We start from the raw sequence: 12,959 nt of genomic DNA on the forward strand, positions 1-12,959 counted from the left end.
AACATTAGCACAGCGAAAAAAAACAGTAATATACTGATGAGAAAATTTGAGAAACTAACATCGGCAATTGTGCCATTAAATATAGAAAACATTGATACTGACCAGATCATTCCGGCCAGGTTCCTGAAAGCGACGACCCGTGAGGGTTTCGGTGAGAACCTGTTCCGCGACTGGCGCTACAATGGGGACAATACTTTAAAACCTGATTTTGTACTGAATGACCCCACGTATAGTGGCCAGATTTTAGTCGCAGGAAAGAACTTTGGTTGTGGCAGTAGTCGTGAACACGCAGCATGGGCTATCCAGGATGCAGGTTTTGACGTAGTGATCAGCAGTTTCTTTGCTGATATCTTCAAAGGAAATGCTTTAAACAATGGTTTGTTACCTATTCAGGTCAGTGAAGATTTCTTAGCGGCAATTTATACTGCAGTTGGTAAAAACCACAAAGCACAACTGGATGTCGATCTGGAAAAACAGACTGTAACTATCGTAGATAGCGCAGAGCAAGCCAGTTTTGAAATCAATGCCTATAAAAAATCATGTCTGATCAACGGCTATGATGATATCGACTTTATCTTAAACCAAAAACATTTGATCGCAGCATTCGAGCAAGCAAAATAATGACGCAACCCATCGTAAATATCACAAACCTGAACTTGAAGTACCAGCATAAACCGGTACTTCGGGAACTGAGCTGGACAATAAACAGCCATGAAAACTGGTTGTTACGTGGGATTAGCGGAAGCGGAAAAACTTCACTGGCGAAAGCAATTGCTGGTCTGATTAAATTTCAAGGTGATATTGAAATTAACTTTGACCCAAAAAGCAACCTGGCCCCTATGGTTCATTATGTAGCGAACTGGTATCAATTTAAAGACCTGGAAGGCCAATCTAACTTCTATTATCAGCAGCGCTACAATAAACAGGCGACCGAAACTACGGCTACGGTTAAGTTCGAATTGGAAAATTATGGTAAAAAACATCAGCTTCAGTTCGGCGAAGCAGAAAAGCTTTTGGCTGCCTTGGGATTTTCAGATTTAATAGATTCTACCTTGATCCAATTGTCAAGTGGTGAACATAAAAAATTGCAATTGGTTAGCGCTTTATGGCTTAAACCACAGCTATTAATCATCGACCAGCCCTATAACGGGTTAGATAAACTTTCCCGCCGTAATTTAAACCTGCTGTTTGAAGAGCTTACCGAAGCTGGTACAACTTTGATTTTAATCAGTAATGATAAAGAATTACCTCCATGCGTCCATCGCTTTGCTACAATGAGCGAAGGTCAGTTACTTGAAATCTCGGCCGATGAACATACACTGGAATTTGACGAACAAGAAAGCAAAGTAATTCCTGATTTTTTAAAAGAAGCTCCGGTTTCCTCTGCAGACAGCGTGATCAAAATGATCGATGTCTATATCAGCTATGGTGAAAAGCAAGTTTTAAAAAATATCAACTGGGAAGTTAAAGCAGGAGAAAAATGGTTGCTGCAAGGCCCTAACGGATCTGGCAAATCAACGCTATTAAGTTTAATCACGGGTGATCATCCTCAGGCTTATGCGAATAATCTTTATCTGTTCGGTCATAAAAGAGGCAGTGGTGAAAGTATCTGGGATATTAAAAAACGTATCGGTTTGATCTCACCAGAATTACACTGGTACTTTGATCCTCTGGCAACTGTCAAACAAAGTATCATTTCCGGATTCTTTGATAGTTCAGGCTTATTCCGTGAACCGGATTATACTAAAAAAACACAGGCAGCGGAATTAATTGATTATTTCGGACTTACTGAATATCAGGATACCCTGCTCAACCAACTCCCTTTAGGGAAACAAAGACTGGCTTTTTTAGCCCGTACCATTATCAAAAACCCCGAACTGCTCATCCTGGATGAACCTTGTCAGGGCTTAGATCAGCAGCAAACACAATATTTTAACAGGCTCGTAGATGAATTGTGTAAAAATGGAACCACCTTAATTTATGTTGGCCACTTTGAAACTCAGCTGCCAGCTTGTATTGAGAAAAGAATTTTATTGGAAAACGGCGAAGTAAAATCCGCCGGAAAAATATTAGAACCCGTATTAAAATGAAGAAAAACATATTAGTTATACCAGGAGATGGCATTGGACCAGAAGTAACCCAATGGGGGAAAGCCGTATTAGAACAAATTGCAATCAGCTTTGATCATGAGTTTACTTTTGATGAAGCTTTAATGGGACATGCAGCTATTGAAGCGACTGGTAATCCATTACCAGATGAAACTTTAGAAAAAGCTAAAAAAAGTGATGCGATCCTCTTTGGCGCAGTAGGTCATGCCAAATATGACAATGATCCTTCGCTAAAAGTACGTCCGGAACAAGGACTGCTTAAAATTCGCAAAGAACTTGGACTTTATGCAAATCTGCGCCCTATCTTATTATTTGATGAATTATTAAACGCATCAAGTATTAAAGCACATATTCTGCGCGGTACAGATATTTTGTTTTTCAGAGAACTGACTGGCGATGTTTACTTCGGCGAAAAAACAAGATCTGAAGATAAAAACACAGCATCAGACCTGATGATTTATCACAAATATGAAGTAGAGCGAATTGCACATAAAGCTTATGAAGCTGCTATGCAACGTGGCAAAAAACTATGTTCTGTAGATAAAGCAAATGTGCTGGAAAGTTCAAGATTATGGAGAGAAACGGTTCAGGAAATAGCTAAACAATACCCAGAAGTAGAAACACAGCATTTATTTGTTGATAATGCGGCAATGCAACTGATTAAAGACCCTAAACAATTTGATGTGGTATTAACAGCAAATCTGTTTGGTGATATTTTAACTGACGAAGCTTCACAAATTGCAGGCTCAATGGGGATGCTTGCTTCTGCTTCAATTGGGGATGGAACAGGATTTTTTGAGCCCATCCACGGCTCTGCACATGATATCACAGGTAAAGATCTGGCTAACCCGCTAGCTTCCATCCTATCTGTTGCCCTGATGCTGGAAATTAGTTTTGGCTTAAAAGAAGAAGCACAATTAATCATTTCGACTATTGACAGGGTATTAAAAGATGGCTACAGAACCAGTGACATCGCAGACGATTCTACCAGCCCGTACAAAGTATTAGGTACTCAGGATATGGGTAAACTCGTCTTAAAATTCATTACACAACAAACTTACACTAACTAAACCATGACTATGCTACACGATCCTAATAGAGTTTACGTATTTGACACGACCCTTCGTGATGGAGAACAAGTTCCAGGCTGCCAGCTTTCTACACCAGAAAAAATAGAAATCGCATTAGCACTGGAGGCACTCGGCGTAGACGTGATTGAAGCTGGTTTCCCAATATCCAGTCCTGGTGATTTTCAGAGTGTAGTTGAATTATCCAAAGCCGTAAGAGAGCCAATTATTTGTGCACTGACCAGAGCAAACAGAAAGGACATTGATTCGGCCGTAGCTGCTTTACAATATGCTAAACGCCCAAGAATACATACCGGAATAGGCTCTTCTGATATGCACATCAAATACAAATTCAACAGCACACGCGAAGAAATTCTGCAACGTGCCGTAGAAGCTGTAAAATATGCCAAACAATTTGTAGAAGACATCGAGTTTTTTGCGGAGGATGCGGGCCGTGCAGATAATGCATTCCTGGCTCAAATGATTGAGGCCGTAATTGCAGCAGGTGCAACCGTCGTGAATATTCCTGATACCAACGGCTATTGTCTGCCGGAACAATACGGTTCAAAAATCCTTTACCTGAAACAAAATGTTCAAAATATAGACCAGGCCATTATTTCTGTGCATTGCCATAATGATTTAGGTCTGGCAACTGCCAATACTCTGGCCGGTGTGATCAATGGTGCACGTCAGGTAGAATGTACGATCAATGGTATTGGAGAACGTGCTGGTAATACCGCACTGGAAGAAGTGGCCATGGTTTTAAAAACACACCATGCGCTGAACTTGAAAACCAATATCAATACCAAACACTTCAGCGAGATCAGTGCTAAAGTGAGCCGTATGATGAGAATGCCGGTACAGCCGAACAAGGCAATTATCGGACAAAATGCCTTTGCACATAGCTCAGGTATCCACCAGGACGGTTTCCTTAAACACAGAGAGAATTACGAAATCATCAACCCTGAAGATGTAGGGATCGATGCAGCAGGCATTATTCTGACTGCAAGAAGTGGTCGTCATGCCTTAAAACATCACCTGGAAAGATTAGGTTATGTGATTGAGAAGATCAATCTTGATCAGGTATATGAAAAATTCCTTTTACTTGCTGATCAGAAATTAGAAATCTCGGATGATGATTTATTATCATTAATGAGTGATGGTGAAGAACATACTTATAAAAACGGTTATAAACTGAACTCTTTACATGTAGTTTGCGGAGATTCAGCGCTACCGGTAGCAGTTGTAAAATTAGAACATGAAGGCGTAGAAAAAGAAGCTAAAGCTGAAGGTAATGGACCAGTAAATGCAACAATTAAAGCTATAGAAAGCATTATTGGTAAAGATATTCAGTTGAAAGAATTTACTATTCAGGCGATGCATGGCGGTAGCGATGACACGAGTAAAGTAAATATGAGAGTGATTTTCGAAGAACGCTCTTATTTAGGTTATGGCTTCAGCACTGATATTGTTAAGGCATCCGCAGACGCTTATCTGGACGCATTAAATAAATTTTTATAACATGGAGCAGGAAAAGGAAGTAGAACTGGATTTTGAAGCCGCGGCCGCACGTATTGCAGATACCGTCAAACGTACTCAATTAGAGTATAATGAAGGATTATCACTAAAATACAATGCAAAAATCTATCTGAAAAGAGAAGATTTGCAAGTAGTACGTTCTTATAAATTGCGCGGTGCTTATAATATGATCAGCACATTGGATCAGACACAAACCAGCCGTGGTGTGGTTTGTGCAAGCGCTGGAAATCATGCCCAGGGGGTTGCCTATTCTTGCAAGAAATTAGGTATCCAGGGTGTTATTTTCATGCCTGAAATTACCCCAAGACAGAAAATCAAACAGACTGAGATGTTTGGTGGAGATAATATCAAGATTATCCTTGTCGGTGATACTTTTGATGACTGTATGAAGGAAGCACTAGCATATACCACTGAGCATCAGATGGTCTTTGTTCCTCCTTTTGATAATATTAAAGTGATAGAGGGTCAGGGAACTGTAGGTGTTGAAATTTATCAGGATCTTCCGGAAACTGAGATTATTGTAATGCCTATTGGCGGTGGCGGTCTGGCTTCAGGAGTAGGCAGCTACTTCAAAAATATCAATCCGCAGATTAAACTGATTGGTGTAGAACCTGAAGGTGCACCTTCCATGAATCAGGCTTTAAAGAATGGTAGTCCGGTTACACTGGATTATATTGATCGCTTTGTAGATGGTGCAGCCGTAAAACGTGTAGGTAACCTCAATTTCAAATATTGTAGTGATCTACTGGATGAGATGTTATTGATTCCAGAAGGTAAAATCTGTACGACTATCTTAAAGTTATACAATGAAGATGCGATTGTTGTAGAACCAGCAGGAGCGCTTGCTGTAGCTGCACTCGATCAGCTTAAGGATACAATTGCTGGCAAAACCGTGGTTTGTATCGTGAGTGGAGGTAACAACGATATTGAGAGAATGCAGGAAATTAAAGAGAAATCTTTACTTTTCGAGGGCCTGAAGCATTATTTTATTGTTCGCTTTCCACAAAGACCAGGTGCATTGAAATCATTTGTGAATAACGTATTAGGTCCTCATGATGATATCACCCGTTTTGAATTTATCAAAAAGACAAACAGGGAAAATGGCCCTGCACTGGTTGGCATAGAACTACAGGAAAGTTCCGACTACACTTCATTAAAGGAGAGAATGGCAGAATTTAAGTTTGAAGTTATTGATCTGAATGACGATCAGACTTTGTTTGAATACCTGGTTTAATCATCTTTCTTTTTCCATAACAAAAAGAGCTTAGCTATTCACTTAGCTAAGCTCTTTTTTGATGCTATTGCCTGCTGTTTTTTATACCTGATATTAACTTTCAACTTGAGATTAGCTTAACTTAAATTGGTTTAACCTGAATTGGCTTAACTTGAATTGGCTTCAACTTAAGAGTAGTTTCAACCTCCAATTGCCTTCAATGTCCGATTATCTTCAATGTCCGCTTAAACATTCTCTTTTAACCGGCATCCCATACCAGCAGCAAGCGCATACAAATAAGCAGCAACAGCTTTTAATTTACTTCCCTCCTTCTTAAAATTCCAGACATCATTCATAAATAAAGGAAAATTCTTACTATTCAGCTGATCAAAAGCTACTGAAATTGTAGGCGACAGGGAATGCGCCGTATGCCAGATCCCAAAAGGGATATATAGTGTTTCTCCTGCACTTACTTTAAAGCTAATTGGCGTAGCATGTTTAAATTCAGGATGCTTCTCTAAGTCAGGATTAAAAACATTCACTTCTGAACGCCATTGATTCTTTGCTGTGGCATATAAAAACTTCTCCTGCCCACGTGGAAAAACTGTAAACATTTTCTCCCCATACAGTTGATTGATCCATGCACTCAAGTGATAATAATCTTTATGCACGTAAGGAAATTTGCCACCCGGCCCACCAACAAAAAGTTCAATAATCCCACCCCAATTTCCACGTTTAAATGAAGATGACTCTAACCAGTTCGGCTTTGCGTATCCCAAATTAAGCGGCAACAATAAATCCAGCATTTCAGGAATTTCCTTACTGATATTAAAAGTAAGCGGATAAGGCGCAAGTTTTTCTTCAGAACTATTTTCTGCCAGATCCATGACCTCTTTCATTTTATAAAGTTTCCCTGTCTCCTTATTCAAAACATCACTTTCCTTCTCCGGATAATTCTCGCGAAACCAATCTGGCGTAAACAAACCATTTGCCTTCCAGACCTTCGTTGCATCCGTTAAAATCACAGGAATTCCGGGATTATGATGCTCGTCCATAAACTCCTGATAACTGAGGTTTGACTTTCGTTGAATTTCCATAAAACTCTAATTATTAATTGATAACAATTATAGCGTAAATATTATCAAGTCTCCAAGAAATAATAAAGGCAGCTCTTAAAGCTGCCTTCCTGTTATAAAAATTTTTCATCAATGATAATCATACCTACTTATAGTTATCAGGCAGATCACCCTTAAATAGCTGCAGAAACTACAATACGTAATCCGGATATAAATATTTGAACCCGGCCAGATCTCCAGCAGATAAAGCAGTTCTTTGTGATCCAAAAGTAGACCCATCAAGTTTTGTAATCGTAGGCTCCCCATTACTAGAGAAAGCACTGGAAGGATACATCATGATCGATCCGAAATCAAATGCACCAGTTTGTCCGCCAGTATATCCTCTATCTGCCCAGGTATCGAAATTATGCTCATAACCAGCCTCAATATTGTCCTTATTGATAATTACGTAATCATCGCGGTCGGTTCTGCTTTGCTCATGGAGTAACCCAAGTGCATGTCCTATTTCATGAATAGCATTACCCGTCGAGCAGCTCGATGATAAGTTCAATTTCTGAGCTCCTCCAATCATTCCTAAAGAAGAAGAACAACCAGACCCAACTACAAACCTGATATAATTTGCCTGGTTGGTACGTACCGTAAAAGTTAGCTTGGTTTTAGCTTTCCAGTGTGCGATTGCATCAGTAATCCTCGCCTGGTTTGGCACATTCGTATCAATAGCATAATATACAATACCATTAGTCCATCTCTTATTCAGGTAATCAACAAACGTACTTTCTGTTGAAGCTCCGGAAGCATCGGCCTTCTGCTTCAGTAAGGAAACCTGGTCATTACTGAGCAGGATGTCCCCTCCCAGAATAAACTGATCATTCTTTTTGGTCAAACTGATCTTTTTTGCTCCATTCCCAAAAGAGATTACCTGTCCTTTAATCTCAGGGAAAGCTTGTTCAACAGCACAATTGCAATCACTTTGTTTAGTATCCGCTAATGGAGCCTCTTGTCCACTTTGTTTCTTACAAGCGGTTGTGAAAGCTGCGAAGGCGAGTGCAACTAATAATGTTTTGTTTTTCATAGGTTTAGGTTTAGGTTTAGGTTTAGGTAAAAACTTAGTAGATAGGTATTTAATAAACTTAGTAGTTTTTGATAGAAACCAGTAACCTTTGCTATAGGATGGTATAAAAAAGATAGTCTATTGTCAACAAAGAGTATACAATAACCACTTAGATAACAGATAATAAATGTTGATACAATTAAAAATTAGTATTAAACCCTAATTTCAAATCAATAATATTATATTTACATATAAAGACAGAAATACAGCTGCTATTCAATAGCATTTAAAAGTTAAAAACTGTTAATTATTATGACCAGCAAGAACTTGGCAATACATTTGCTAAGTAAACAAGAAACACACAAATATGAAAAAATACCTACTATTACTCTTAAGCATCACGGCAATTGGATTGTCTTCATGTAAGAAAGAAGTCATTGCTAATAATCAGACTACGAACAGAACTATTTTGGTTAATGTTCCAAAAGAAAACTGGAAAGCAACTAGTGATAACAAATCCTGGTTTACAACTATTACAGTTCAGGAAAACGATGCTTATTTCAATAAAAATGGTCATGTCGTAGTTGCGATGGCAATCGACGATCCAAACGTTTTTGAAGCTCTTCCCCAGGTTTATAAAAATATTGCTTATACTTTTGACTCTGGTATAGGTTTTGTAAATGTATACTTCAGTGACCCTGCAGGTAATGCAATTGGAAAGCCAACCTTTAACTCAACGGTAAAAGTAACACTAATAGATTCTTATCTGATTCAATAATCAGAGACTTAAAATTCTAAAAAACGACCAATGTTCGCCTGAACGTGGTCGTTTTTTTTATGCTCTCCCCTGTTCAGCTGAATGGCCCTGATAACTACCCCATTTCTCTCCAGCAACAGTTCTTCATAAAAACCCTTATAATAAACGTCCTTCACCTCATACCTTTTACTATTCCATCCACCCTTTAACTCTACCCACTCCGGGTAAAACACCACAGACTCCTGCTTAGCTTGAACACCTAACTTAATCGCGTCCTGCGGCTGTAGCACAACCGCATTTCCCAATAATTGTGCAGTATAAATATGTTCAGGATGGTTGTAAACATGAGCAGGTCTGCCCTTTTGAATCAGCATCCCATCTTTCATCAAGATTAACTCATCTGCCAGAAATAACCCATCAGCAGGATCATGAGATACAATAATAACAGTCACTCCCGTTTCAGCAGCAATACGCTTAATATCCGCACGCAATTGATTCTTCAATAAAGCATCCACCTGACTAAAAGGCTCATCCAGCAACAAAACACTTGTATCCGTAACCAAAGCCCTGGCAATCGCCACACGCTGCTGCTCACCTCCACTCAGTTCAGTTATCTTTTTATTCCTCAGATGATCAATATGCAAATGCTCCATCATCCTCACCGTTTTCTCTTCCTTCCCCTTTACATCCGTATTAGAAAGCACAGAAGCAATATTATCATACACCTTCGCATAAATATTCAACGAGAAATCCTGAGTCACAATCTTCATTTCCTTATGTCCCGGAATAAGCTGCTCATGCGGCCCCAGCACACGCTTACCATTTAGCAAAACCTCCCCCTCATCAACCTTCAGCAAACCAAATATAGACTTCAGCAAAGTGGACTTCCCACTGCCACTCTCGCCAATCACCGCAATGATGTCTCCCCGCTTAATGTCAAAAGTGATATTTCTGATTCCTGAAGCCTGTTCAGTTTGATATTGCTTAGTTAGTTGTCTAACGCTGATGATAATTTCGTCCACACGGTAAAGATACGCTTCAGAGAGAAAATACCTAATATAAGCACCGAATTGAACCCCATATGACATAAAAAAGCCTCAGGACAATAATATCCCGAGGCTTCTCAAGCTTACAAATACTTCCTAATGAATCCCAAAGGTAATACCAAAAGCTAAATTCTTAAGTCCCTTCTGCGCCTCAGTATCAAACATATCATTGAAGTAATACTTAGTAAACAAGCCAATTCCAGAATATCCAACTCTCAATGTACCGCCTAAACGAACCTTTTGAAAATCATAATCATTCCTGAACTTCTGCTTGCCACGCTCTTCACTAATCTGCTTAACCTTTCCATTCAGCAAAAAACTCACTTCAGGCCCGACAACAAAATAAAATCTTTTTCCCCTTTGATTCTCGTTCGTCCTGAACTCAAAATTCAATGGAATATGGACATAACTGCTCGAGAACCTATTCTTACTAAAATCAATTGGTTCATCCACGTAAGTGAGATCCGGCGTATTCTTTTGAATAGTAATATTTTTCTCCAATCTTATCAAAGTCCAATCAAAACCTGCCGCTGCATAAATCCTGAAATTAGGATTAAAGCGATACCCAAAGTAAGCCAAATCAAAAGATATCGTACTCGTTTTGCTTCCCCTATAATCCAGAAAATCATTTTTAGGAGAAAGCTTAAAACTTCCATTATCAATCAACCTTGAAAAACCAATATCCAACCTCGTAAAAGTAAGTCCGTAACCGAAACGCCCTTTAGAAGCCGGCACATTCCTCACACTATCCTCATCACGTCCAAAAGAAACATCTAATTTATATTTCCGGCTCTTTACCGGGCTTTTAGTAGTTTGCACTACCGTTGTATCAATATTATCATTGGATTGTGCAGCCGCCGTTAAACAGGCTACTCCCATCATCCCCGTCAGCATTAAAGTCGTTAGTAAATTCTTCTTCATATTATTAGTTCAGTTTCTATATCTCATTCAATAACCCGTCTATATCTATACTATTAACCGGTTTCTATGCATTAATGTTCTTTACAAAGACCATTCTCCTATGATCTCCACATCAAACTATATCATTATCGTTTCCAGCGGCTAAATTTAAGCATTCCTTAATTTAATACAATCATAGAAAAATAATCAAATCATATCTAATATGATCAACAAACCTATCATAAGTTTCACACCAGCAGAAATAAATATTTAACCAATGTATCTTCTACATCCGGTTTCACCACCCAATCTTTCCACCCAGTTTCGACATCTAGTTTCTCCACCCAGTCTTTCTACTCGGTTTCTCCACCTAGTCTGTCCATCTGGTTTCGACACCCAATCCTTCCACCCAGTCTTTCCACCCAGTTTCTACATCTAGGTTCGCCACCCAGTCTTTCCACCAAACCAAACAAGCAATTCTCGCAGTAAACATCCTGCATGTAAAAAACACCTTCAGAGAAATAAAAAAAACACCATGCAGTATTTCGAGCCTTATTCATCCCTTCAGATGAATTCCAGCCGAAATACTGCATGGTGTTTTTTTATTTCCCTCTTACAGTACCCTTTTACTCTCCCCGTTTCTGACGATAATTCTTGTACAACTTAACAGCTGTCATAATCCCCCCAGAAAACACGATCAATCCGATCAACCCATAAACCCAGTCAACCGCACTCTTCAACACTACCGTAAAAACAATTGCCACCAATAAAACCGTAGCCACCTCATTCCACAACCTCAGCTTAAAAGAACTCAATTTAAAAATCCCATTCTTCATCTGTTTCATTAACCGCTGGCAAATAAAATGATAAACCAGCAATAACAAAACAAAACCAAGCTTCACATGTAACCACGGTGTGCTTAACAAACCCGGTCTGATACAAATCATACCAATCCCTGCAAGCACAGCAAAAGTCATTGCCGGGTTCGTAATAATATGCCACAACTTGTGCTCTATCTTAATAAACTCCTTTTGAAGAATCTCTTTCTCGACCTCAGGACGATCATTCGCCTCCGTATGATAAATAAACAAACGAACACTATAAAACAACCCCGCCATCCAGCTCACCACAAAGATGATATGGACAGAAAGTACATATGGATAATAAGAGTCCATTAATAGCGGAATTCTTTAATGAAATCAATCGCATACTTCACATTATCAAATGGGATATCAGGCATGATACCATGACCTAAATTGAATATAAACCCTTTCTCACCGCGCATACGCTCAAACAACTGTAAAATATGTTTCTTAATCACCGGCTTCTCAGCATATAAAATATGCGGATCAAGATTACCCTGAACAGCAATACCAGCAGGTAAAGCCTGTTTAATATTTAATAAATCAGCATTCCAATCCACAGAAATCACATCCGGTTTTGCAGTAGCCATAATCGGTGCAAACACAGAACTACCCTTACAGAAAGAAATTACAGGAATATCTTTTCTATTTAAATTAGCGATGATCTCCTGGATATAACGGTGAGAAAACTCCTGATAATCATTCCATGACAAAGCCATAGCCCAGCTATCAAAAATCTGTATCGCATTCACACCAGCAGCAATCTGTAAATTCAGATAATCAGCAGTTACATTAGCAATTTTAGCTAATAACTTATGCGCAACCTCAGGGTGATTATGCATCAATAACTTCGTCAACTTGAAATCTTTCGAAGAAGCACCCTCTACCAGGTAACTCATTACCGTAAACGGGGCACCCGCAAAACCGATCAAAGGAATACTTCCATTCAACCGCTGCTGAATCACTTTAATCGCATCAGCAACATACTCCAGCTGATCTAAACAATCAACATTCAGGTTTTCTACATCCTTCAACGTACGTACAGGATTTGCAAAACGTGGCCCGATACCTTGCGTAAAGCTAAGATCGCCACCCATTGCCTCACCAGTAACCAATATATCACAAAACAAAATAGCCGCATCAATACCTAATAAATCTACCGGTAACATCGTTACATCAGCAGCAATTTCAGGCGTTTTGCACATCTCTAAGAATGAATACTTGTTTTTAATCTCCCAATATTCCGGCATGAAACGACCAGCCTGACGCATCATCCATACCGGTGGACGTTCAGTTTGTTTGGACCATGCTGCATCTAAAAATAAAGTGTTCATCTAAT

13 protein-coding genes are annotated in these 12,959 nt (G+C 39.2%); 6 read left to right on the forward strand and 7 right to left on the reverse strand.

Annotated features, from left to right (window positions below; translation table 11 throughout):
* The first annotated feature begins 36 nt into the window (after positions 1–36).
* The 5 genes from leuD to ilvA are packed head-to-tail and all read left to right on the forward strand — an operon-like array spanning position 37 to position 5,948.
* Positions 37–621 carry a 3-isopropylmalate dehydratase small subunit gene (gene leuD / locus ABIB30_RS14030; RefSeq protein WP_354303009.1) on the forward strand — a complete coding sequence of 195 codons (585 nt, stop codon included), beginning with the start codon at positions 37–39 and terminating at the stop codon, positions 619–621.
* The gene (locus tag ABIB30_RS14035; protein ID WP_354303011.1) at positions 621–2,090 is read left to right on the forward strand and encodes an ATP-binding cassette domain-containing protein; all 1,470 of its coding nucleotides are present in this window, start codon (positions 621–623) and stop codon (positions 2,088–2,090) included. Before leuD ends, ABIB30_RS14035 begins: the two co-directional genes overlap by 1 nt.
* A complete protein-coding gene (gene leuB / locus ABIB30_RS14040; RefSeq protein ID WP_354303013.1) occupies positions 2,087–3,178 on the forward strand; it encodes a 3-isopropylmalate dehydrogenase in 1,092 nt (363 codons plus the stop codon). Before ABIB30_RS14035 ends, leuB begins: the two co-directional genes overlap by 4 nt.
* Positions 3,179–3,187: 9 nt before the next feature.
* Positions 3,188–4,696, forward strand: a complete 1,509-nt coding sequence (locus tag ABIB30_RS14045; protein WP_502931090.1) for a 2-isopropylmalate synthase — start codon at positions 3,188–3,190, stop codon at positions 4,694–4,696.
* A 1-nt stretch (position 4,697) separates the two neighbouring features.
* On the forward strand, positions 4,698–5,948 hold the full coding sequence (gene ilvA, locus ABIB30_RS14050) for a threonine ammonia-lyase IlvA (protein ID WP_354303016.1): 1,251 nt from the start codon (positions 4,698–4,700) through the stop codon (positions 5,946–5,948).
* Between the two features lie 224 nt (positions 5,949–6,172).
* Here ilvA and ABIB30_RS14055 read toward each other — a convergent pair whose 3' ends face one another.
* Positions 6,173–7,024 (reverse strand): cupin-like domain-containing protein, encoded by an 852-nt coding sequence (locus ABIB30_RS14055; RefSeq protein ID WP_354303018.1) that lies wholly within the window; start codon positions 7,022–7,024, stop codon positions 6,173–6,175.
* Between the two features lie 169 nt (positions 7,025–7,193).
* On the reverse strand, positions 7,194–8,075 hold the full coding sequence (locus ABIB30_RS14060; protein WP_354303020.1) for a M12 family metallopeptidase: 882 nt from the start codon (positions 8,073–8,075) through the stop codon (positions 7,194–7,196).
* Positions 8,076–8,421: 346 nt separating this feature from the next.
* Here ABIB30_RS14060 and ABIB30_RS14065 point away from each other — a divergent pair, with 346 nt between their 5' ends.
* Complete coding sequence (locus ABIB30_RS14065) at positions 8,422–8,832, forward strand: hypothetical protein (RefSeq protein WP_354303022.1); 411 nt, start codon at positions 8,422–8,424, stop codon at positions 8,830–8,832.
* Between the two features lie 8 nt (positions 8,833–8,840).
* Here ABIB30_RS14065 and ABIB30_RS14070 read toward each other — a convergent pair whose 3' ends face one another.
* From ABIB30_RS14070 to hemE, 5 genes are all read right to left on the reverse strand, one after another.
* A complete protein-coding gene (locus ABIB30_RS14070) occupies positions 8,841–9,833 on the reverse strand; it encodes an ABC transporter ATP-binding protein (RefSeq protein WP_354303023.1) in 993 nt (330 codons plus the stop codon).
* A 120-nt stretch (positions 9,834–9,953) separates the two neighbouring features.
* Positions 9,954–10,778, reverse strand: coding sequence for an outer membrane beta-barrel protein (locus tag ABIB30_RS14075; RefSeq protein WP_354303025.1), 825 nt, complete (start codon positions 10,776–10,778; stop codon positions 9,954–9,956).
* 349 nt (positions 10,779–11,127) lie between these two features.
* Complete coding sequence (locus ABIB30_RS14080) at positions 11,128–11,250, reverse strand: hypothetical protein (protein ID WP_354303027.1); 123 nt, start codon at positions 11,248–11,250, stop codon at positions 11,128–11,130.
* A 133-nt stretch (positions 11,251–11,383) separates the two neighbouring features.
* Entirely contained in the window at positions 11,384–11,932 is a 549-nt protein-coding gene (locus ABIB30_RS14085; protein ID WP_354303029.1) for a CopD family protein, read from the reverse strand.
* A complete protein-coding gene (hemE, locus tag ABIB30_RS14090; protein WP_354303031.1) occupies positions 11,932–12,954 on the reverse strand; it encodes a uroporphyrinogen decarboxylase in 1,023 nt (340 codons plus the stop codon). The genes ABIB30_RS14085 and hemE overlap by 1 nt, the downstream gene beginning before the upstream one ends.
* Positions 12,955–12,959 lie beyond the last annotated feature (5 nt).

Source organism: Pedobacter sp. UYP1 (assembly GCF_040547305.1).
Classification (GTDB): Bacteria; Bacteroidota; Bacteroidia; order Sphingobacteriales; family Sphingobacteriaceae; genus Pedobacter.

What these genes read in the sequence shown, in the direction of transcription:
- leuD (WP_354303009.1), top strand. Translation starts at nt 37, where the DNA reads ATGAGAAAATTTGAGAAACTAACATCGGCAATTGTGCCATTAAATATA.
- ABIB30_RS14035 (WP_354303011.1), top strand. Translation starts at nt 621, where the DNA reads ATGACGCAACCCATCGTAAATATCACAAACCTGAACTTGAAGTACCAG.
- leuB (WP_354303013.1), top strand. Translation starts at nt 2,087, where the DNA reads ATGAAGAAAAACATATTAGTTATACCAGGAGATGGCATTGGACCAGAA.
- ABIB30_RS14045 (WP_502931090.1), top strand. Translation starts at nt 3,188, where the DNA reads ATGCTACACGATCCTAATAGAGTTTACGTATTTGACACGACCCTTCGT.
- ilvA (WP_354303016.1), top strand. Translation starts at nt 4,698, where the DNA reads ATGGAGCAGGAAAAGGAAGTAGAACTGGATTTTGAAGCCGCGGCCGCA.
- ABIB30_RS14055 (WP_354303018.1), bottom strand. Translation starts at nt 7,024, where the DNA reads ATGGAAATTCAACGAAAGTCAAACCTCAGTTATCAGGAGTTTATGGAC.
- ABIB30_RS14060 (WP_354303020.1), bottom strand. Translation starts at nt 8,075, where the DNA reads ATGAAAAACAAAACATTATTAGTTGCACTCGCCTTCGCAGCTTTCACA.
- ABIB30_RS14065 (WP_354303022.1), top strand. Translation starts at nt 8,422, where the DNA reads ATGAAAAAATACCTACTATTACTCTTAAGCATCACGGCAATTGGATTG.
- ABIB30_RS14075 (WP_354303025.1), bottom strand. Translation starts at nt 10,778, where the DNA reads ATGAAGAAGAATTTACTAACGACTTTAATGCTGACGGGGATGATGGGA.
- ABIB30_RS14080 (WP_354303027.1), bottom strand. Translation starts at nt 11,250, where the DNA reads ATGTTTACTGCGAGAATTGCTTGTTTGGTTTGGTGGAAAGACTGGGTG.
- ABIB30_RS14085 (WP_354303029.1), bottom strand. Translation starts at nt 11,932, where the DNA reads ATGGACTCTTATTATCCATATGTACTTTCTGTCCATATCATCTTTGTG.
- hemE (WP_354303031.1), bottom strand. Translation starts at nt 12,954, where the DNA reads ATGAACACTTTATTTTTAGATGCAGCATGGTCCAAACAAACTGAACGT.